Origin of the sequence: Pseudomonas sp. P5_109 (assembly GCF_034009455.1) — a bacterium.
Lineage (GTDB): Bacteria > Pseudomonadota > Gammaproteobacteria > Pseudomonadales > Pseudomonadaceae > Aquipseudomonas.
In genome coordinates, this window is sequence record NZ_CP125380.1 from 5,848,566 (window position 1) to 5,868,600 (window position 20,035).

Annotated in this window: 19 protein-coding genes and 1 other RNA gene; 4 read left to right on the forward strand and 16 right to left on the reverse strand. The window is 61.2% G+C overall.

Annotation, left to right across the window (positions count from 1 at the left end; translation table 11 throughout):
- Position 1: 1 nt before the first annotated feature.
- The 14 genes from QMK54_RS25880 to rsmI all read right to left on the reverse strand — a co-directional run bounded on the left by QMK54_RS25880 (position 2) and on the right by rsmI (position 15,072).
- Positions 2-970: a D-alanine--D-alanine ligase gene (locus QMK54_RS25880; protein WP_110659916.1), complete on the reverse strand. Its 969-nt coding sequence runs from the start codon at positions 968-970 to the stop codon at positions 2-4.
- Positions 967-2,427, reverse strand: a complete 1,461-nt coding sequence (gene murC / locus QMK54_RS25885) for a UDP-N-acetylmuramate--L-alanine ligase (RefSeq protein ID WP_110659917.1) — start codon at positions 2,425-2,427, stop codon at positions 967-969. The genes QMK54_RS25880 and murC overlap by 4 nt, the downstream gene beginning before the upstream one ends.
- Positions 2,420-3,490, reverse strand: a complete 1,071-nt coding sequence (murG, locus tag QMK54_RS25890; protein WP_110659918.1) for an undecaprenyldiphospho-muramoylpentapeptide beta-N-acetylglucosaminyltransferase — start codon at positions 3,488-3,490, stop codon at positions 2,420-2,422. Before murG ends, murC begins: the two co-directional genes overlap by 8 nt.
- Positions 3,480-4,697, reverse strand: a complete 1,218-nt coding sequence (gene ftsW, locus QMK54_RS25895; protein ID WP_103396249.1) for a putative lipid II flippase FtsW — start codon at positions 4,695-4,697, stop codon at positions 3,480-3,482. The genes murG and ftsW overlap by 11 nt, the downstream gene beginning before the upstream one ends.
- On the reverse strand, positions 4,694-6,040 hold the full coding sequence (gene murD, locus QMK54_RS25900) for a UDP-N-acetylmuramoyl-L-alanine--D-glutamate ligase (RefSeq protein ID WP_223588450.1): 1,347 nt from the start codon (positions 6,038-6,040) through the stop codon (positions 4,694-4,696). The genes ftsW and murD overlap by 4 nt, the downstream gene beginning before the upstream one ends.
- Positions 6,041-6,046: 6 nt before the next feature.
- Positions 6,047-7,129: a phospho-N-acetylmuramoyl-pentapeptide-transferase gene (gene mraY, locus QMK54_RS25905; protein ID WP_008005012.1), complete on the reverse strand. Its 1,083-nt coding sequence runs from the start codon at positions 7,127-7,129 to the stop codon at positions 6,047-6,049.
- Positions 7,129-8,496 (reverse strand): UDP-N-acetylmuramoyl-tripeptide--D-alanyl-D-alanine ligase, encoded by a 1,368-nt coding sequence (locus tag QMK54_RS25910; protein WP_223588448.1) that lies wholly within the window; start codon positions 8,494-8,496, stop codon positions 7,129-7,131. The genes mraY and QMK54_RS25910 overlap by 1 nt, the downstream gene beginning before the upstream one ends.
- Entirely contained in the window at positions 8,489-9,952 is a 1,464-nt protein-coding gene (locus QMK54_RS25915) for a UDP-N-acetylmuramoyl-L-alanyl-D-glutamate--2,6-diaminopimelate ligase (protein ID WP_110661761.1), read from the reverse strand. The genes QMK54_RS25910 and QMK54_RS25915 overlap by 8 nt, the downstream gene beginning before the upstream one ends.
- Complete coding sequence (locus tag QMK54_RS25920; protein WP_223588465.1) at positions 9,952-11,691, reverse strand: peptidoglycan D,D-transpeptidase FtsI family protein; 1,740 nt, start codon at positions 11,689-11,691, stop codon at positions 9,952-9,954. Before QMK54_RS25920 ends, QMK54_RS25915 begins: the two co-directional genes overlap by 1 nt.
- Complete coding sequence (gene ftsL, locus QMK54_RS25925; RefSeq protein WP_085724063.1) at positions 11,691-11,984, reverse strand: cell division protein FtsL; 294 nt, start codon at positions 11,982-11,984, stop codon at positions 11,691-11,693. Before ftsL ends, QMK54_RS25920 begins: the two co-directional genes overlap by 1 nt.
- Entirely contained in the window at positions 11,981-12,928 is a 948-nt protein-coding gene (rsmH, locus tag QMK54_RS25930) for a 16S rRNA (cytosine(1402)-N(4))-methyltransferase RsmH (protein WP_411740827.1), read from the reverse strand. Before rsmH ends, ftsL begins: the two co-directional genes overlap by 4 nt.
- The gene (gene mraZ / locus QMK54_RS25935; RefSeq protein WP_103396242.1) at positions 12,925-13,380 is read right to left on the reverse strand and encodes a division/cell wall cluster transcriptional repressor MraZ; all 456 of its coding nucleotides are present in this window, start codon (positions 13,378-13,380) and stop codon (positions 12,925-12,927) included. Before mraZ ends, rsmH begins: the two co-directional genes overlap by 4 nt.
- A gap of 357 nt (positions 13,381-13,737) precedes the next feature.
- Positions 13,738-14,091, reverse strand: an RNA gene (gene rnpB, locus QMK54_RS25940) — RNase P RNA component class A.
- A 75-nt stretch (positions 14,092-14,166) separates the two neighbouring features.
- A complete protein-coding gene (gene rsmI, locus QMK54_RS25945) occupies positions 14,167-15,072 on the reverse strand; it encodes a 16S rRNA (cytidine(1402)-2'-O)-methyltransferase (protein WP_320401560.1) in 906 nt (301 codons plus the stop codon).
- Between the two features lie 177 nt (positions 15,073-15,249).
- On the opposite strand from rsmI, the gene QMK54_RS25950 reads away from it, so the two are divergent.
- From QMK54_RS25950 to QMK54_RS25965, 4 genes are all read left to right on the forward strand, one after another.
- Positions 15,250-17,061: a penicillin-binding protein activator gene (locus tag QMK54_RS25950; RefSeq protein WP_110658907.1), complete on the forward strand. Its 1,812-nt coding sequence runs from the start codon at positions 15,250-15,252 to the stop codon at positions 17,059-17,061.
- The gene (locus QMK54_RS25955) at positions 17,061-17,423 is read left to right on the forward strand and encodes a YraN family protein (RefSeq protein WP_110658909.1); all 363 of its coding nucleotides are present in this window, start codon (positions 17,061-17,063) and stop codon (positions 17,421-17,423) included. Before QMK54_RS25950 ends, QMK54_RS25955 begins: the two co-directional genes overlap by 1 nt.
- Before the next feature lie 104 nt (positions 17,424-17,527).
- On the forward strand, positions 17,528-18,121 hold the full coding sequence (locus QMK54_RS25960; protein WP_007972584.1) for a phosphoheptose isomerase: 594 nt from the start codon (positions 17,528-17,530) through the stop codon (positions 18,119-18,121).
- On the forward strand, positions 18,118-18,696 hold the full coding sequence (locus QMK54_RS25965) for a BON domain-containing protein (RefSeq protein ID WP_223588441.1): 579 nt from the start codon (positions 18,118-18,120) through the stop codon (positions 18,694-18,696). The genes QMK54_RS25960 and QMK54_RS25965 overlap by 4 nt, the downstream gene beginning before the upstream one ends.
- Positions 18,697-18,859: 163 nt before the next feature.
- Here QMK54_RS25965 and QMK54_RS25970 read toward each other — a convergent pair whose 3' ends face one another.
- Both QMK54_RS25970 and QMK54_RS25975 read right to left on the reverse strand, forming a co-directional pair.
- The gene (locus tag QMK54_RS25970; protein WP_007972582.1) at positions 18,860-19,273 is read right to left on the reverse strand and encodes a ClpXP protease specificity-enhancing factor; all 414 of its coding nucleotides are present in this window, start codon (positions 19,271-19,273) and stop codon (positions 18,860-18,862) included.
- A 16-nt stretch (positions 19,274-19,289) separates the two neighbouring features.
- Positions 19,290-19,907, reverse strand: a complete 618-nt coding sequence (locus QMK54_RS25975; RefSeq protein WP_007972581.1) for a glutathione S-transferase N-terminal domain-containing protein — start codon at positions 19,905-19,907, stop codon at positions 19,290-19,292.
- Between the last annotated feature and the right edge of the window lie 128 nt (positions 19,908-20,035).

The following is a 20,035-nucleotide window of genomic DNA, read 5'->3' on the forward strand; positions in this document are numbered from 1 at the left end:
CTTAACCTCTTGGTTCTTTATTGCCGGCAACGCTCTCGGCCAGAATGGCCAGGACCAGTTGCTGGAAATCCAGACCGGCGGCACGGGCCGCCATCGGCACCAGGCTGTGATCAGTCATGCCCGGTGCGGTGTTGACTTCCAGGAACCAGAACCGCCCTTCGGCGTCCTGCATCACGTCTGCCCTGCCCCAACCGGCGATACCCAGCGCTTCACAGGCTTTCGCCGTGAGGTCCATGAGTTCCTTTTCCTTGGCGCTGTCCAGCCCGCATGGAATGCGGTACTGGGTATCGTTGGCGATGTACTTGGCGTCGTAGTCGTAGAAGCTGTGCGTCGTGCCCAGGGCAATCGGTGGCAACACCTGGTCACGCAGGGTGGCGATGGTGAACTCCGGACCGTGAATCCATTGCTCGACCAACACTTGCGAATCGTAGGTACTGGCCGCTTTCCATGCGTCGATCAATTCAGACGCGGAACTCACTTTGGCCATCCCGATACTCGAACCTTCATGGGCCGGTTTGACGATCAAAGGGAAGCCCAGTTCCGTCGCCGCCGAAATACAATCGGCCTCGCTGCCGAGTACCGCGTGACGTGGCGTCGGAATGCCCAGGCTGTGCCAGACCTGCTTGGTGCGCAGTTTGTCCATGGCCAGGGCCGACGCCAGGATGCCGCTGCCGGTGTACGGAATGCCCAGGCATTCGAGCAGGCCCTGCATGCTGCCGTCTTCACCGCCACGACCGTGGAGGATGACGAAGGCGCGGTCGATCTTTTCGTTGAGCAGACGCTGCAGCAGGTCATCGCCCACGTCGAGGCCGAAGGCGTCCACACCGGCGCTTTGCAGTGCATCGAGCACCGCGTTGCCCGACTTCAGGGAGACCTCACGCTCGGCACTCTTGCCGCCGAACAGCACGGCGACGCGACCGAAGTCTTTCGGCGCGATGGTGGAGACCAGGTTGGCGTAGGCAGCAGTCATTTCAACGTCCCCTTCTCCGGCGCGGCAACGGCACCGGCGAACAACTCGCTTTTCAACAGTTTTGGTGCGAGACCGCCGATATCACCGGCGCCCTGGCACAGCAGGATGTCGCCAGCGCGCAGCAGTGGCTTGACCACTGGCGCAAGGTCGACACCACGCTCGATGTAGATCGGGTCGAGCTGGCCACGCTGACGAATGCTGTTGCACAGCTTGCGGCTGTCGGCGCCCGGAATCGGCTCTTCGCCGGCCGGATAGACTTCCATCAGCAGCAGGACGTTGGCGTCGGCCAGCACATTGACGAAATCGTCGTACAGGTCGCGGGTACGGCTGTAACGGTGCGGCTGGTAGACCATCACCAGGCGGCGCTCCGGCCAGCCACCGCGAACGGCCTTGATCACGGCCGCGACTTCCGTCGGGTGGTGACCGTAGTCATCGACCAGCATCACGTTGCCGCCTTCCACCGGCAGTTCGCCGTAGACCTGGAAGCGTCGGCCGACCCCCTGGAACCCGGACAGGCCCTGGACGATGGCTTCATCGCTGACGCCTTCGTCGGTGGCGATGCAGATGGTCGCCAGCGAGTTCAGCACGTTGTGGTTGCCCGGCATGTTCACCGAAACATCCAGCGGCTCGCGGTCAGGGCGCAGCACGGTGAAGAAGGTCTGCATGCCTTGCTGGCGGACGTTGATGGCGCGCACGTCGCAGTCTTCGCCGAAGCCATAGGTGACCGTCGGACGCTTGACCTGCGGGAGGATTTCACGCACCACCGGATCGTCCAGGCACACCACCGCCAGACCGTAGAACGGCAGGTTGTGGAGGAATTCGACGAAAGTTTTCTTCAGTTTGTTGAAGTCACCGTCGTAGGTCGCCATGTGATCGGCGTCGATGTTGGTAACCACGGCCACCAGCGGCTGCAAGTGCAGGAAGCTGGCGTCGCTTTCGTCGGCCTCGGCGATCAGGTAGCGGCTGGTGCCGAGCTGGGCATTGGTGCCCGCGGCATTGAGGCGTCCACCGATGACGAACGTCGGGTCCAGGCCACCGGCGGCGAACACCGAAGCGATCAGGCTGGTGGTGGTGGTTTTGCCGTGGGTACCGGCAACGGCGATACCGTGGCGATAGCGCATCAGCTCAGCCAGCATCTCTGCACGCGGCACCACCGGAATACGGCGTTCCAGCGCGGTAGCGACTTCCGGGTTGGAGGTGTTTACGGCACTCGACACCACCAGCACGTCGGCGGCAGCGGCGTTCTCGGCGCGGTGGCCGATGAAGATCTGCGCCCCGAAGGATTCCAGGCGCTCGGTCACCGGCGAAGCCTTCAGGTCGGAACCGGAAACGGCATAACCCAGGTTCAGCAACACTTCGGCAATCCCGCACATGCCCACGCCGCCGATACCGACGAAGTGGATGCGACGGATACGGCGCATTTCCGGTTGTGGCATGGCTTTCTGACTCTCAACCATGGACCACCTCCAGGCAGCTATCGACCACGTTACGGGTGGCATCGGGTTTGGCCAGGCGGCGTGCCGCGGTAGCCATTTCGTTGAGTCGTTGTGGTTGCATCAGGACCTCTGTCAGGCGAGCGGCAAGATCCGCTGCGCCAGTCGTTCTTTGCGGCATCAGGAAGGCTGCGCCTTCACGGGCCAAATATTCGGCGTTGCGGGTCTGGTGATCGTCGATGGCGTGAGGCAAAGGCACCAGCATCGAGGGCAGACCGGCGGCGGCCAGTTCACTGATGGTCAGCGCGCCTGCGCGACACACCACCAGGTCGGCCCAGCTGTAGGCTTGGGCCATGTCTTTGATGAAGGGCTGCACCTGCGCCTCGACGCCAGCCGCGCGATAGCGCTCTGCAGTCACTTCATCGTGGTTTTTACCGGCCTGATGGAACACTTCCGGACGCAAGTCGGCAGCGACTTGCGACAGGGCTTCAGGCAGCAACTTGTTCAACGGTTCTGCGCCCAGGCTTCCGCCCAGGATCAGCAAACGCGCCTTGCGACCGGCCAGGGCAGGTCGCGATGTCTCGAGGAACAGCTCGGTGCGCACCGGATTACCCGTGGTCCGGCGGCTGTCCGACAGGGTAAAGGTGTCGGGGAACGCTTCACAGACTCGGGCGGCCAACGGCACCAGCAACCGATTGGCGGTACCGGCCACGGCGTTCTGTTCGTGAACGATCACCGGCACGCCGGCCAATTTGGCCGCGACGCCGCCAGGACCGGTCACAAAACCACCAAAGCCCACGACGCAGACCGGTTGCAGACGGCGAATGATCGCCCGTGCCTGCCAGACCGACTTGAACAACATGAACGGCGCCTTGAGCAGCGACAACTTGCCCTTGCCGCGCAGACCGCTGGCGTTGATCCGATGCAGCTCGATACCGGCCGCCGGCACCAGATCGTTCTCGATCCCACGCGGAGTGCCGAGCCAGTGCACGGTATAGCCACGCGCCTGGAATTCGCGGGCACAGGCCAGCGCCGGGAACACGTGGCCACCGGTGCCGCCCGCCATGATCATGACGTTAGCGCCCATGGTTCGGCTCCTCGGCGAAGTCGCTCTCATGGAACTCCATCTCTTCACTGCCCAGGTGGGTTCGACTTTCCCACTCGATGCGCAGCAACAAGCCGAGACAGGCACAGCAAATCACCAACGAACTACCCCCGTAACTGAGGAACGGCAGGGTCAGCCCCTTGGTCGGCAGCAGGCCGACGTTCACGCCGATGTTGATCAGGAACTGCCCGATCCACAGGAAGGACAAACCGTAGGCCACATAAGCCGCAAAGAACTGCTTGGCCTTCTCGGCCCACAAACCGATGTACATGCCACGAATACACACGAAGACGAACAGGGCCACGGTGCACAAGGAACCCACTGCGCCCAGCTCTTCGGCCAGGACCGAGAACACGAAGTCGGTGTGGGCTTCCGGCAGGTAGAACTGTTTCTGTACGCTGTTGCCCAGGCCAACGCCCAGCCATTCACCGCGACCGAAAGCGATCAAGGCCTGGGACAACTGATAGCCGGCACCGAACTGATCGGCCCACGGGTCAGCGAAGTTGGTCAGGCGCGCCATTCGATACGGCTGCATTTGAATCAACAGCACCACCGCGCCGACCGCCAGGACCACCATCAGGGAAAAACGGAACAGCCCGACGCCGCCAAGGAACAGCATCGCCGCCGCAGCGCCCATCATCACGACGGTGGCACCGAAGTCCGGCTCCATCAGCAGCAGGCCCGCCATCGGTAGCAGCACGATGAACGGCTTGAAGAAGCCCATCCAGCTTTCCCGCACTTCTTTCTGGCGACGCACCAGATAACCGGCGAGGTAGATCACCACGAACACCTTGGCGATCTCGGATGGCTGGACGTTGAAGAAGCTGAAGCCGATCCAGCGCATCGAACCGTTAACCTCACGGCCGATCCCCGGAATGATCACCATCACCAGCAAGCCGAACGCACCCAGCAGCATCAGCCAGCCCAGGCGTTGCCACGTGGCAATCGGGATCATCATGGTGACGATGCAGGCTCCCAGGCCCAGCACCACGTAGATCAGATGGCGAATCATGTAGTACAGGGCACTGCCGGACTGCACCGCCGCCACTTCGGTCGATGCCGAGGCGATCATGATCAGCCCCAGGCCGAGCAGCGTCAGGCAACCGGCGAGCATCGGGAAATCGAGGTCTATTCCGCGTCCGGTAATGATCGGCGATGGATACGGCTTGATGATGCCTTTCAGGCTCATGCCAGATCCTCCACGGTTTGGACGAACTGGTGACCACGGTCTTCGTAGTTCTTGAACATGTCGAAACTGGCGCAGGCTGGCGATAGCAGCACCACGTCGCCCGGTTGGGCGGCAGCGCGGCATTGCTCGACAGCTTCGACCAGGGAACCGGCGCGGATCAGCGGCACTGCGTCGCCGATCGCTTCGCCGATCTTGTCGGAGTCGCGGCCCATCAGGATCACGGCGCGGCAGTTGGCCGCCACGGGATCGCGCAGGTCCTTGAACTCGGCACCCTTGCCGTCACCGCCGGCGATCAGCACGACCTTGCCGTCGATGTCCGCGCCCAGGCCTTCGATAGCCGCCAGCGCGGCACCGACGTTGGTGGCCTTGGAATCGTTGTAGTAGCCAACGCCATCGAGGTCGCGGACCCATTGGCAGCGATGCTCGAGGCCGGCGAAGGTGCGCAGGCTCGACAACATGGCATCGAACGGCAGGCCGACGGCATGACCGAGCGCCAAGGCCGCCAAGGCATTGGACTGGTTGTGGGCACCACGAACTTTCAGCTCACGCACCGGCATCAGGTTCTGGAATTCGAAGGCCAGGTATTTCTCGCCGCTTTCTTCGCGCAGGCCAAAGGCCTTGAAATCTGGTTTGGTCAAGCCAAAGGTCCAGCACGGCTGGCCCTCGCCTATCAGTGGACGGCTGAGCGCATCCTGACGGTTGACCACAAACTGCTTCGCTCCACGGAAGATCCGGTGCTTGGCCAGGTGATAGGCCGGCAGACCGCTGTAACGGTCCATGTGGTCTTCGCTGATGTTGAGCACGGTCGCCACTTCGGCGTTGAGCTGATCGGTGGTTTCCAGCTGGAAACTCGACAGCTCCATCACGTACAGCTCGACGTCGTCGCTCAGCAGGTCCAGCGCCGGGGTACCGAGGTTGCCGCCGACGGCCACTCGCTTGCCAGCCGCAGCAGCCATCTCGCCAACCAGGGTGGTGACGGTGCTTTTCGCATTGGAGCCGCTGATGGCCACGATCGGTGCCTTCGCGTTACGCGCGAACAGCTCGATGTCACCGGACAGTATCACGCCACGGGCGGCGGCAGCCTGCAGGGCCGGGGTAGCCAGGGCCAGGCCGGGGCTCACGTAGAGCTCGTCGGCACGGCACAGGAATTCGACGTCCAGCTCGCCACAACGCACTTCCACGTGCGGATAGTCACGCTTGAGCGTGGCCAGTTCCGGTGGATTTTCCCGCGTATCGGCCACTGCAAACGCCACGCCCCGGTTCGCCAGGAAGCGAACCAGGGACATGCCGCTCTTGCCGAGGCCGACAACGATGCGGAAGTGGTCAGAAGCGATCAGAGACACGGGTTTCTACCTCAGCTTCAGGGTGGCAAGGCCGACCAGCACGAGAATCACGGTGATGATCCAGAAACGGACGATCACGCGCGGCTCAGGCCAGCCCTTGAGTTCAAAGTGGTGGTGAATGGGCGCCATGCGGAACACACGGCGACCGGTCAGTTTAAAAGAGGCAACCTGAATGACGACTGACAGGGTTTCCATCACGAACACACCGCCCATGATGAACAGGACGATTTCCTGGCGGACGATCACCGCGATGGTGCCCAGGGCCGCGCCCAGCGCCAGTGCGCCGACGTCACCCATGAAGACTTGCGCCGGATAGGTGTTGAACCAGAGGAAGCCCAGGCCTGCGCCGATCAGCGCGCCACAGAACACGATCAACTCGCCCGCGCCCGGAACATAAGGAATCAGCAGGTATTCGGCGAATTTCACGTTACCCGACAGGTAGCAGAAAATACCCAGGCCACCGCCCACCATCACCGTCGGCATGATCGCCAGGCCGTCGAGGCCGTCGGTCAGGTTGACCGCGTTGCTCGAACCGACGATCACGAAATAGGTCAGGACGATGAAGCCTGCGCCCAATGGAATGCTGTAGTCCTTGAGCATCGGCAGGATCAGCGTGGTTTCAACCGGCGTGGCGGCTGTCATGTACAGGAAGATCGCCGCGCCCAGGCCGAATACCGATTGCCAGAAATACTTCCAGCGGCTCGGCAAGCCACGGGAGTTCTTCTCGATGACCTTGCGGTAGTCGTCGACCCAGCCGATGGCGCCGAACAGCAGGGTCACCAGCAGTACGACCCAGACGTAACGGTTGGTCAGGTCAGCCCACAGCAGGGTGCTGACGCCGATGGACGACAGGATCAGCGCGCCGCCCATGGTCGGGGTTCCCGATTTGGACAGGTGCGACTGCGGGCCGTCGTTGCGAACGGACTGGCCGATCTGACGGTTCTGCAAGGTGCGGATCATCCACGGGCCATAGCACAGCGACAAGACCAGCGCGGTCAGTACACCGAGAATCCCGCGCAGGGTCAGGTACTGGAAGACCGCGAAGCCTTTGTAGAACTGTTGCAGATACTCCGCTAGCAGCAGCAGCATTAATGTTTCTCCAGACTGGACCCGCACAAAGCGGCGACGACGTTTTCCATCGCAGCGCTACGCGACCCCTTGATCAAAATGGTGGTGTTTGTGTCTTGCTCGGCGCCCAGGGCCTTGATCAGTTCAGCCTGCGTGCTGAAGTGCAAAGCCTGTGGACCGAATGCGTTCACGGCGTGAGCCATCATTGGTCCGACGGCGTACAGCGCAGAAACCTTGCCACGGGCGTACTCGCCCACGTCGCGGTGCCCCTGCTCCGCCCATTCGCCCAACTCGCCGATATCCCCGAGCACCAGGACGGTGCGACCGGAAAAGCCGGCCAGTATATCAACGGCAGCGCACATGGAGGTGGGGTTGGCGTTGTAAGTGTCATCAATCACGCGCATGCCATTGCTGGCCAGTTGCGCGACGGTTCGCCCCTTGACCGGTTGCACCGCGCCGAGGCCGGTGGCGATGCCGAACAGCGACACACCCAAGGCATGGGCGGCAGCGGCGGCGGCCATGGCATTGGCGACGTTATGGGTGCCGAGCAGATTCAGTTGAACGCGCTCCGCACCTTCAGGGCTGTGCAAGTTGAATGCGGGGCAGCCGCGGGCATCGGTGGCCAGGTCACTGGCGTAGAAATCGGCGCTGGAGTTGCTCAACGCAAACGTCAGCACTTTGCGATCACCGGCACGCGCCTTCCAGATAGCGAACGCCTTGTCGTCGAGATTGAGAACGGCGACGCCATCGGCATCCAGCCCTTCAATGATCTCGCCTTTGGCTTCGACGATTTTTTCCGGCCCGCCGAACTCGCCGACGTGGGCGGTCCCGGCATTGTTGAGAATGGCCACGTGCGGCTTGGTCAGGCCGACGGTGTAGGCAATTTCGCCCAGGCGCGAGGCACCCAGTTCGATCACCGCGGCGGTGTGTTCCGGCGCCAGTTCGAGCAAGGTCAGCGGTACGCCAAGGTCGTTGTTCAGGTTGCCACGGGTCGCCAGCACTGCACCGCGCGTGCGCAGGATGCTCGCGAGCATCTCCTTGACCGTGGTCTTGCCGCTGGAACCGGTGATGGCCGCGACCGGGTGGGTATAAGCGGCGCGATTCAGCGCGCCCAACTGGCCCAGGGCCTGGCGGGTGTCGCTGACCAGTAACTGCGGCAACGTGCTGTCGGCGACTTCACGCTCGACCAGCGCGGCCACGGCGCCCTTGGTGGCGACTTCATTGAGATAGTCATGACCGTCAAAACGCGGACCGGTCAGGGCAATGAACAGTTGACCCGGCTTAATTGCACGGCTGTCGATGCTGACGCCGTCGAAGCTGGCATCGGCGGACACCAGGCGAGCGTTCAGCACACCGGTCAGTTCACTCAGTTTCAACGCCTTAAGCATGGGCCACCTCCCACGCGGTCAAGGCATGATCAGCCTCGACCAGATCGGAAAAGGCATGCCGCTCGCCGTTGATTTCCTGATAGTCCTCGTGACCTTTACCGGCCAGGACAATCACGTCATCCACCGAGGCACTGGCGATCAGCCGGGCAATCGCCTGACCACGACCGGCAACGAACTCCACTTTATCCACAGCCGTGAAACCGGCGCGGATATCATCGAAAATCACCGATGGATCTTCCGTGCGCGGGTTGTCATCGGTCACCAGCACGCCATCGGCCAGGCGCTCGACCACTTCGGCCATCAACGGACGCTTGCCGCGATCGCGGTCACCGCCACAGCCGAACAGGCACAGCAGCCGACCCTTTGCGTGTGGACGCAAGGCCGTCAGGACTTTTTCCAGGGCATCCGGGGTATGGGCGTAGTCGACCACTACCAACGGTTGAGTACCGCCACCGAGGCGCTGCATGCGACCGGCCGGGCCTTCGAGTTTCGGCAGCACCTTGAGAATTTCGTCCAGTGCGTAATCCAGGCCAAGCAATGCGCCAACCGCTGCGAGCACGTTGCTCAGGTTGAAACGACCGAGCAAGGTGCTGCGCAAGTGGTGCTCGCCCTGTGGCGTGACCAGCGTGGCGCGTACGCCTTCGTCGTCGAACTGCGCCTCACGGCAATAGAGGTAAGCACTGCTGTCGAGCAGGCTGTAGGTGATCAGCCGCGATTCACGCTTTTCGGCGGCCAGTTGCCGGCCGAAATCGTCGTCGAGGTTAACCACACGGCATTTCAAATCGTTCCAGGCGAACAGCTTGGCCTTCGCTTCACCATAGGCCTGCATGGTGCCGTGATAGTCCAGATGATCGCGGGACAGGTTAGTCATCACGGCCACATCAAACGCCAGTGCGGTGACACGGCCCTGATCAAGACCATGGGACGACACTTCCATGGCGACCGCTTTGGCCCCGGCCTTTTTCAGGTCGCCCAACGTCGCCTGCATGGCAATCGGGTTCGGCGTGGTGTGCAGGCCGCTTTCCAACGAACCGTAGAAACCGCAACCGAGGGTGCCGACGATGCCGCAGTGCTGGCCAAGCAGATCCAGCGCCTGGGCGACCAGTTGAGTGACACTGGTCTTGCCGTTGGTGCCGGTCACGCCCACCAGGTTCAGGTGATGGCTCGGCTCGCCATAAAAACGCCCGGCGATGTCCGACAGCTGGGCCGCCAGGCCCTTGACCGGAATCAGCGGCACTTCAGTGATCGGCAGGACCGTAGCGCCTTCGACTTCATAAGCCACCGCAGCAGCACCGCGCTGCAAGGCGTCGGCAATGTGCGCACGGCCGTCGAACTTGCCGCCCGGCACGGCGAGGAACAGATCGCCCGCGCGCACGTTGCGGCTGTCCAGGGCGAGCTCGCGAATCAGCAGATCGTGGCCGGCGTGAGGGAAAATCTTGTTCAGGCTCAGAGACATCAGCCGCGCCCTCCATTGGCTTTCAGCGGAACGACCGGTGTAGCGTTCGCTTGTTGAGTAGGTGGCAGGTTGTCCGGCGTGATGTTCATCAGGCGCAGGGTGCCCGACATCACACGACTGAACACCGGCGCGGAAACCAGGCCACCGAAGTAACCGGCTTTGGTCGGCTCGTCGATTACAACCACAATGGCGTAACGCGGATCGCTCATCGGGCCGAAGCCGGCGAACAGCGAGCGGTAGGAATTCTCGGCGTAACCCTTGGTGCCAACCGAGGTTTTACGCGCGGTACCCGACTTGCCGCCCACGTGATACGCCGGCACCTGCGCACGGAACACACCGCGCGGGGCCTCGATCACTTGTTGCAGCATGCCTTGCATGGTTTTCGCCACGGCCTCCGGCAACACCTGGGTGGTTTGCGGCGCCTTGTCGGTCTTGATCAGGGTCAGCGGTGCAAGGCGACCGTTGTTGGCCAGGGCCGAGAAGGCGTGGACCAGCTGGATCGCCGTCACGGATACACCGTAGCCGTAGGACAGCGTGGCGGTTTCAGCCTTGCGCCATTCGCGGTAGTTCGGCAGGTTGCCAACGCGCTCGCCCGGGAAGCCGAGGCCGGTATCCTGGCCCAGACCGACTTTCTGCGCCAGGCGGAAAATCGTCTCGCCACCGATATCGAAGGCGATCTTGCTCATGCCGACGTTACTGGAATTGATCAGGATGCCGGCCAGGTCGAGCACTGGCCCTTCGCTCTTGGAGACGTCCTTGATGGTGTACTTGCCGATCTGCAAGGAGCCCGGATACACCTCGACGGTGTCGCTCGGTTTCCAGCGGCCGGTTTCGATGGCGGCGCTCATCGAGATCGCTTTCATGGTCGAACCCGGTTCGAACACGTCGATCATCGCGCGGTTACGCATCATCGCCGGCTGCAGGTTGCGACGATTGTTCGGGTTGTAGGTCGGCTGGTTGACCATCGCGAGAATCTCGCCGGTCTTCACGTCCATGATCACCAGGCTGCCGGCCTTGGCGCCGTTCTCGATGATCGCGTTGCGCAATTCGCGGTTGGCCAGGTATTGCAGGCGCAGGTCAATGGACAACGCCAAGGGCTTGCCGGCCTTGGCGTTTTTGGTGACCTGGACATCCTTGATCAGCCGGCCGCGCCGGTCCTTGATCACCTGACGCTTGCCAGGGACCCCGGCCAGCCATTCGTCGTACGCCAGTTCGACGCCTTCACGACCGTGATCATCGATGTCGGTAAACCCGACCATATGGGCGGTGACTTCACCGGCAGGATAAAAGCGCCGGAACTCTTCGATGCCGTAGACCCCTGGGACCTTCAGGTCGAGCACCGCTTGCCCCTGCTCAGGCGTCAGCCCGCGCACCAGGTAAATGAATTCCTTGTTGGCCTGCGCTTCAAGACGCTCGGTCAGGGCTTTGGGGTCTTGCCCCAAGGCGGCGGCCAGTGCCGGCCACTTGTCTTTTTCCAGCTGCATTTCCTTGGCGTTGGCCCACAGCGTGGTCACCGGGGTACTGACGGCCAAAGGCTCGCCGTTACGGTCGGTGATCAGGCCACGGTGCGCCGGAATTGGAATATGCCGAACGCTGCGCGCATCGCCCTGACCTTTAAGGAAGTCACGGTCGACCACTTGCAGATCGATGATGCGCCAGCAGATCGCGGCCACCATGACGCCGAGCAACCCCAGCACCACGCGGAACCGCCACGGGAAGAGTGCGCCTTCGAGTTTCATCATGGCGCCACCATCTTCACGTCAGCGGCACCGGGGATGTGCATTTTCAGTTGTTCGGTGGCCAGCACTTCGATACGGCTGTGGGCGGTCCAGGTGCTTTGCTCCAGAATCAACCGGCCCCACTCGGCCTGCGCCTTGTCGCGCACGCTCAATTCGTTGTACAGCGTGTTCAGCAACTGGCGATTCCAGTGGGCGCTGTAAGACACGCCGATAGCCGACACGAGCACGCCGACAAACAGCAGCAGCATGAAGAAGCTTCCGCCGGGTAATGGCTTGGCGAAAAGCCTGCTCACCGCAGCTTCTCCGCCACACGCATGACAGCGCTACGGGAACGTGGGTTGGCTTTGAGTTCGGCGTCGGAGGCCGTCTGCGCTTTGCCATGGACTTTGATTTTCGGTTCGAAGGCGACGTGCCGAACCGGCAGGTTGCGCGGCAGGTTGTCGGCTTCGCCTTTCACCAGCTTGCGCATGAACAGTTTGACGATACGGTCTTCCAGCGAATGGAAGCTGATCACCACCAGGCGACCGCCCACTTCCAGGCACTCCAGCGCGGCTTCGAGGCCGGTTTCCAGATCACCCAGTTCGTTGTTGACGTGAATACGCAAGCCCTGGAATGCGCGGGTTGCCGGGTTCTTGCCCTTTTCCCACGCCGGGTTGGCGACTTTCAGGACTTCCGCCAGGTCACCGGTACGCTCGAATGGCTTGACGTCGCGACGCTCGACCACGGCGCGAGCCATGCGACCGGAGAAACGCTCTTCGCCGTATTCCTTGAACACCCGGGCGATTTCTTCCACAGGCGCGGTGTTGACGAATTCGGCTGCGCTGATGCCACGGGACGGATCCATGCGCATGTCCAGCGGACCATCATTGAGGAAACTGAAACCGCGCTCAGGGTCGTCGAGCTGCGGTGAAGACACGCCCAGATCGAGCAACACACCGCTGACCTTGCCGTTCATGCCACGCTCGGCCACTTCGGCACCGAGCTCGGCAAAGCTGCGCTGCACAACGACAAAGCGGCCGTCTTCGGCCGCTAGCGTCTGCCCGGTGGCAATCGCTTGTGGATCTTTATCGAATCCGAGCAACCGACCATCGGGACCGAGCTGGCTGAGGATCAACCGGCTGTGTCCGCCGCGTCCGAACGTGCCGTCCAGATAGCAGCCATCAGGACGTACGGCGAGAGCCTCGACGGCTTCGTCAAGCAGTACGGTGATGTGGTTAAAGCCGCTATCAATAGTCACAGGATCAAATCACGCAGTTCTTCAGGCATGGCGCCCGGTTGTTGAATAGCAGCCAGGTCAGCGGCAGAAACCGCGTTCCAGGCATCCTCGTCCCACAATTGGAACTTGTTCAGTTGGCCCACCAACATCGCGCGCTTATCCAACTTGGCATATTCACGAAGACGCGGTGGAACCAGGAAACGACCACTGCCATCGAGCTCGAGGTCGACGGCATTACCAATCAGTAAACGTTGCAGGCGGCGGTTCTCTTCGCGAAGCGAAGGCAGTGCGCGCAGTTTGGTTTCAATAATTTCCCACTCATCGAGGGGGTAAACACACAAACAAGGATCAACGGCATCAATTGTCACGATTAATTGACCGGAACTGCGCGAATCGAGCTCGTCACGGTACCGGCTCGGCATTGCGAGACGGCCCTTTGCATCGAGACTGATAGCGTTGGCTCCGCGAAACACGTCAGCGTTTCTCCAAATTCTAGCGTTTTTAGCTCAAAAAACCCACTTCATGCCACTTTCCGCCACTTGCGCACACTATAGGAATGCGCCCACCACACCGTCAAGGCGCGGATTAAAGGAAAAGCCTTACAGAACTGAGATTTAGGAGCATTAACGGAGGGGTAACGAGAATTCGGCAGATGAAACTGCCCCATAACTTGAATCAGCACAGGCGGCTGCGTTCGGAAGTTAAAGTAATTTATTAAGAGTAAGATTTTTTTGGTATTACAAAAGAGGTTCTGCGGATGATTGTATAAGAAGGGAAATTGCTATCACCTGGCTCCCCTGCTCATTGATTCAAGCAGAGGAAAGAAAAAGGTGGAGAGTCGATCTGTAAGCCGGGTTCTGTCTTGAACAGTCATTCGTCTACGATGGCCATCACTGGACATCTTTAGCAACCTACCCGGTCCCAGCGCGGGCCACGCCTTGGGACCCTATTTGGTCTTGCTCCAAGTGGGGTTTACCTAGCCACGAACTGTTGCCAGACGTGCGGTGCGCTCTTACCGCACCTTTTCACCCTTACCGGCGCCGAAGCGCTTAGGCGGTTATTTTCTGTGGCACTTTCCGTAGGCTCACGCCTCCCAGGCATTACCTGGCACTTCGCCCTATGGAGCCCGGACTTTCCTCCCCCCCCTAATTTTCATAGAGGGCAGCGACTGTCCGATCGACTCTCCGCCGCGAAGGTTACCGGCAGAGCGCCCGAAGAACAAGCGTTAAGCGCCTTTGGGCACGCCTGCGCGTCGGGTTTTACTCAGCCTTTTGTTTATCCAGCGCGATCTGGTACAGCACATTCTTTCGCTCGCCGGTAATTTGCGCCGCTAAAGCGGCCGCACGCTTGAGCGGCATTTCTTCGAGCAGCAGGTTGAGGATGCGCATCGCCTCGCTGCTGACGGCGCCCTCTTCCTCGGGGGCAGACCAGCCCGCCACCAACACCACGCACTCGCCGCGCTGCTGATTGCTGTCCGACTCGACAAACTCGCGCAGCTCTGCCAGCGGCAATCCTTTCAGGGTTTCAAACGTCTTGGTCAGCTCACGGGCAAGCAGTGCCGGGCGCTCGGGGCCGAACACCAGCTCCATGTCTTGCAGGCACTCAAGGATGCGATGCGGAGCCTCATAGAAGATCAATGTGCGAGGCTCTTCCTTTACCTGCTCAAGACGCGCTCGCCGCCCCACAGCCTTGGCTGGCAGAAAGCCTTCGAAAATGAAACGGTCGGAAGGCAGCCCAGCCGCCGACAACGCCGCAATCAATGCGCAGGCACCCGGAACCGGCACCACATTGATGCCCGCCGCTCGCGCCTGCCGCACCAGGTGATAACCCGGATCGGAAATCAGCGGCGTCCCGGCATCCGAGATCAACGCCACGTTGTCACCGGCAAGCAGGCGAGTGATAAAGCGACTACCTTCATCCCGCTCGTTGTGCTCATGGCAGGCCGCCAATGGTGTCGAAATGCCGAAGTGCTGCATCAAGCGCTGGGAATGGCGGGTATCCTCCGCGGCGATCAAGGCCACTTCACGCAGAATCTTCAGCGCCCGGGCACTGATGTCATCCAGGTTGCCGATGGGCGTCGCCACCACATAAAGCGAGCCAGCAGCGGAATTCAAAGCACCTGGAGCAGTCAAAGCGCACACCTCATGATCGGTAAAAGTCGCCATTGTAGCGCGTAGCGAGGCTCACGATACGCGCAAGCAAACCTGTCATCGGCGACCATTTGTGCGCTGGCGCAACATTTACACCAGCTAAATTGATCGATTCACGCCACTAACATCGCGCCCCGGCCAGTGCTTGGGTACAATTCCACGCTAATTTGATCGAGTATCAGGAACGCTTACATGATCGCTTGCCTGCGGCTGTTATCTGCCCTCTGCCTCGCTGCCTTGCTGGCGGCTTGCGCCAGCTCGCCCTCCTCCAGCCTTGGCGAACTTCCACGGACACCGGACGCCAGTATCGAGCAGTTGCTTGAGAAAGCCGCCCAAAGCAAATCACCGGAAGATGCCGCCCTGCTGCGCTTGAGCGCTGCCGACCTGGCCTACCACCAGGGCAATGCCGGCCAGTCCGCGCAAATCCTGCAACAGGTGCCTGTCGAACAGCTCAAGCCAGGCCAACAGGTCTTCGCCAGCACGCTGGCGGCTGAACTGGCCATGACTCGCAACCAGCCCAAAGCTGCGCTGACTGCCTTGAGCCATCCGAGCATGCAACGCTTGAGCGAACTGCCCGTCGAGCAACAGGTTCGCACCGGCACCGTTCACGCCCGCGCCCTTGAAGCCGATGGCCAGACCCTTGCCGCGGCTCGCGAGCGCATTTTCATCGCCCCAATGCTCAAGGGTGAAGCCGCGAGCAAGAACCACGAAGCCATCTGGGCCCTGATCGCTTCGCTGCCGACCGAGCAGCTGCAGCCGAACAGTACCGACGATCTCGGCGGCTGGATGGCCCTGGCGCTGGCGGTGAAGTCCGCCGGCACCCTGGAGCAGCAACAGGCCGCCATCGACAACTGGCGCGCGCAGAATCCGAAACATCCTGCAGCCATTCAGTTGCCGCAGGCGTTGACCCAACTCAAGGAACTGGCCAGCCAGCCCCTGACCAAAATCGCCCTGCTGCTGCCTCAGGACGGCCAACTGGCCTCGGTCGGCAAAGCGCTGCGCGACGGCTTCATGGCCGCCCACTACCAGGCCCAACAGGCCGGGCAGAAACCACCTGCCATCGAGTTCTACGACAGCTCGCGCCTGACCTCCATGGACGAGTTCTACCGCAAGGCCCAGGCCGATGGCGTGCAACTGGTCGTCGGCCCGCTGGAGAAGCCACTGGTCAAACAGCTGAGTACTCGCCCGCAACTGCCGATCACCACGCTGGCACTGAACTACAGCGAGGGCGACCAAGGTCCGGCGCAGCTGTTCCAGTTCGGCTTGGCCGCAGAAGACGAAGCCCGCGAAGTGTCGCGCCGCGCCCGCGCCGACGGCCTGCATCGCGCCGCCATCATGGTGCCGAAAGGCGAATGGGGCGACCGCGTGCTCAGGGCATTCAGCCAGGATTGGCAAGCCAATGGCGGCACCATCGTTGCCACCGAACGTGTTGATCAACCGGTACAGTTGGCCCAGCAGATTGCCGATATGTTCCAGCTGCGCCAGAGCGAAGGTCGCGCCAAGAGCCTGCAAAGCACTGTTGGCTCACAAGTAGCCGCCCAGCCGTCGCGCCGCCAGGACATCGAATTCATCTTCCTTGCCGCAACGCCGCAACAGGCCCAACAGATCAAACCGACCCTGAACTTCCAGTACGCGGGCGATGTGCCGGTCTACGCCACCTCCCACGTGTTCAGCGCCAGCGGTGACGTCAACCAGTACAACGACATGAACGGCATTCGCTTCTGCGAAACGCCATGGTTGCTGGAGACCAACGACCCACTGCGCCGCCAGGTCACCGCCCAGTGGCCACAGGCCGCCGGCAGCCTGGGTCGCCTGTATGCAATGGGTGTGGATGCCTATCGTCTGGCGCCACGCCTGGGCCAGCTCAAGTCCCTGCCGGACAGCCGCATCGACGGTGAATCGGGCAGCCTTGGCATGACTCAGACCCAGCGGGTCGTGCGTCAGTTGCCTTGGGCCCAGTTCGCCAATGGTCAGATCCAGCGCCTGCCGGACACCGCTCGCTGATGCCTGACAGGTCACGCCAGCAAAGCGGCAAGGATGCCGAGCGCCATGCGCTCGAGCATCTTCAACAACAGGGTCTGCGCCTGCTGGCGCAGAACTGGTTGTGTAAACGCGGTGAGCTTGATCTGGTCATGCTAGATGGCGATACAGTAGTATTCGTTGAAGTCCGCTACAGAAAAAACACTCAATGGGGTGGCGCGCTCGATAGCATCGATGAGCGCAAACGGCAAAAACTGATTTTCGCCGCGCAATATTTTCTTCAGCGCGAGTCGCGTTGGGCCAATTCCCCTTGCCGCTTCGACGTGATTGCCATCGACAGCCACCTCGATCAGTTGAACTGGCTACAGAATGCCTTCGACGGCTGATCGCCGGCATTGCGAACCGGACACTATCACCCAACACTTTTGCTCTTTGCTTTGCGGGCTGCACATTCACGTGCCGAACAGCCGCGCTACTTAAGGTCACACAGATGGACATGCAATCGCGAATTCGCCAGCTTTTTCAGGCCAGTATCGACACCAAGCAACAGGCGATGGAAGTACTTGCACCGCACATCGAGCAAGCCAGCCAGGTCATGGTCAACGCCCTGCTCAACGAAGGCAAAATGCTTTCCTGTGGCAACGGCGGCTCTGCTGGCGACGCCCAGCACTTCTCGTCCGAGCTGCTCAACCGCTTTGAGCGCGAGCGCCCGAGCCTGCCAGCCATCGCCCTGACAACCGACAGCTCGACGATCACCTCGATCGCCAACGACTACAGCTACAACGAAATCTTCTCCAAACAGATCCGTGCACTCGGCCAACCGGGCGATGTGTTGCTGGCTATCTCCACCAGCGGCAACTCGGCCAACATAATTCAAGCGATCCAGGCCGCACATGATCGCGAAATGATTGTCGTAGCATTGACGGGACGTGACGGCGGCGGCATGGCGTCGCTACTGTTGCCCGAGGACGTCGAGATTCGCGTACCGGCCAACGTCACCGCTCGTATTCAAGAAGTCCACCTGCTGGCGATCCATTGCCTTTGCGACTTGATCGACAGCCAATTGTTCGGGAGTGAAGAATGACCCCTAATCGCCTTGGCCTACTGGCCTTGACCCTGTGCCTCGGCATCAGCGGCTGCACCTCGGTGGTGACTGCCAGCCGCGAGGCTCCGATTGAAGATGACCGTGGCACTCGCACACTGGGCAGCAAGATCGACGACTCCCTGATCGACACTAAAGTTGGCGTGAACGTCGCCAAGGCCGACCCGGCCCTGGATAAGGATTCGCATATCGTCGTCACCAGCTTCAACGGTGTCGTGCTGCTCGCCGGGCAAACACCCCGCGCAGACCTCAAGGCCAAGGCCGAACAGGCCGCAGCCGCGGTCCAGCGCGTGAAGCAGGTGCACAACGAACTGCAAGTCCTGCCACCTTCCAGCTTCCTGGCCCGCCAGAACGACACCTGGCTGACCTCCAAGATCAAGACCCAGATGCTCGCCGACGCGAACATCCCAGGCTCGCGTATCAAGGTCGTCACTGAAAACGGCATTGTCTACATGCTGGGTCTGCTGACCAAACAGGAAGCTGCGCAGGCGACCAATTTGGTGCAAGGCGTTTCCGGTGTGCAGAAGATTGTGAAGCTGTTTGAGTACATCGATTGAACCCCATCCTGTAGGAGTGAGCCTGCTCGCGAAAAACGTCCGGTGAATGCGCTCATTCAGACAGCCCGCGTCATCGTTCACGCCCATCGCGAGCAGGCTCGCTCCTACATCGTTTGAAGGGGGCGAAATAAAAAAAGGGTGATCCTTGCGGATCACCCTTTTTTTATTTCACCACCTTCAAACTCGGTCGACCGCTAGGACGCGGCGGCTCGCTGTCCGGTGGCGGGAGATCGTCATCCGGCTCGATGTCGTCGTCCTCGCCCATTGGCGATTCCAGATCAAACACCATGCCCTGGCCATTCTCCCGGGCGTAGATACCCAGGATCGAAGCAATAGGCACGTACAAGGTGTGCGGTACGCCACCAAAGCGCCCTTCGAAACTGACCGCCTCGTTATCCATGTGCAAGTGACGCACAGCTTGTGGCGATACGTTCAGGACGATCTGTCCGTCACTGGCAAACCCCTGAGGCACCTGCACCGACGGATACTCGGAATTGACCAGCATGTGCGGGGTGCAATCGTTGTCCACAATCCACTCATAGAGCGCGCGGACCAGATAAGGTCGACTGGAGTTCATAGCGGCTCCTTAAGCCTTAGCGCATGTCGCGTTCGACACCAGACAGACTCGCCTGGAATGCCTCACGCGCAAACTGGCGCTCCATATAATCAAGCAGCGGCTTGGCTGGCCGCGGCAGTTCTATACCCAGAATCGGCAATCGCCAGAGTATTGGCAATAGGCAGCAGTCCACCAGACTTTGTTCCTCACTGAGGAAAAACGGTTTATCGGCGAACAGTGGCGACACACCCGTCAGGCTTTCGCGCAACTCTTTGCGAGCCACGGCACGGGCCGCCTCCTTGGTCCGCGAATCCAGAATCAGATCCACCAGACCACACCAGTCGCGCTGAATGCGGTGTATCAGCAGACGACTGTTGGCGCGCGCCACGGGATAAACCGGCAGTAGCGGCGGGTGCGGGTAACGCTCATCCAGATATTCCATCACCACAGTCGACTCCCACAACGCCAGGTCGCGATCGACCAGGGTGGGCAAGCTGCCGTAAGGGTTCACCTCAATCAGTTTAGGTGGCTGGCGTCCAGCTTCCACATAAATGATCTCGGCGCTGACACCCTTCTCTGCCAGTACGATGCGCACTCGGTGGGAATAGTGGTCGGCGGGGTCGGAGTAACAGGCCAACCGATTGGTCACGCCCATGGCGATCCTCCTCGCTTGTAGAAATTATCGAAAAGCTCAAAAACGAGCGCGCCCAGAGGGCGCCTCCCGTAACGACTGGATCACCAGATTCGCTACATCTTCAGAGGCGCCCTTGGGCGCGCGCGATT

What these genes read in the sequence shown, in the direction of transcription:
- QMK54_RS25960 (WP_007972584.1), top strand. Translation starts at nt 17,528, where the DNA reads ATGGACATGCAATCGCGAATTCGCCAGCTTTTTCAGGCCAGTATCGAC.
- murC (WP_110659917.1), bottom strand. Translation starts at nt 2,427, where the DNA reads ATGGTTGAGAGTCAGAAAGCCATGCCACAACCGGAAATGCGCCGTATC.
- murG (WP_110659918.1), bottom strand. Translation starts at nt 3,490, where the DNA reads ATGGGCGCTAACGTCATGATCATGGCGGGCGGCACCGGTGGCCACGTG.
- QMK54_RS25920 (WP_223588465.1), bottom strand. Translation starts at nt 11,691, where the DNA reads ATGAAACTCGAAGGCGCACTCTTCCCGTGGCGGTTCCGCGTGGTGCTG.
- QMK54_RS25970 (WP_007972582.1), bottom strand. Translation starts at nt 19,273, where the DNA reads ATGAACTCCAGTCGACCTTATCTGGTCCGCGCGCTCTATGAGTGGATT.
- QMK54_RS25880 (WP_110659916.1), bottom strand. Translation starts at nt 970, where the DNA reads ATGACTGCTGCCTACGCCAACCTGGTCTCCACCATCGCGCCGAAAGAC.
- rsmI (WP_320401560.1), bottom strand. Translation starts at nt 15,072, where the DNA reads ATGGCGACTTTTACCGATCATGAGGTGTGCGCTTTGACTGCTCCAGGT.
- ftsW (WP_103396249.1), bottom strand. Translation starts at nt 4,697, where the DNA reads ATGAGCCTGAAAGGCATCATCAAGCCGTATCCATCGCCGATCATTACC.
- mraY (WP_008005012.1), bottom strand. Translation starts at nt 7,129, where the DNA reads ATGCTGCTGCTGCTAGCGGAGTATCTGCAACAGTTCTACAAAGGCTTC.
- QMK54_RS25950 (WP_110658907.1), top strand. Translation starts at nt 15,250, where the DNA reads ATGATCGCTTGCCTGCGGCTGTTATCTGCCCTCTGCCTCGCTGCCTTG.
- QMK54_RS25975 (WP_007972581.1), bottom strand. Translation starts at nt 19,907, where the DNA reads ATGGGCGTGACCAATCGGTTGGCCTGTTACTCCGACCCCGCCGACCAC.
- QMK54_RS25955 (WP_110658909.1), top strand. Translation starts at nt 17,061, where the DNA reads ATGCCTGACAGGTCACGCCAGCAAAGCGGCAAGGATGCCGAGCGCCAT.
- QMK54_RS25910 (WP_223588448.1), bottom strand. Translation starts at nt 8,496, where the DNA reads ATGCTTAAGGCGTTGAAACTGAGTGAACTGACCGGTGTGCTGAACGCT.
- QMK54_RS25915 (WP_110661761.1), bottom strand. Translation starts at nt 9,952, where the DNA reads ATGTCTCTGAGCCTGAACAAGATTTTCCCTCACGCCGGCCACGATCTG.
- QMK54_RS25965 (WP_223588441.1), top strand. Translation starts at nt 18,118, where the DNA reads ATGACCCCTAATCGCCTTGGCCTACTGGCCTTGACCCTGTGCCTCGGC.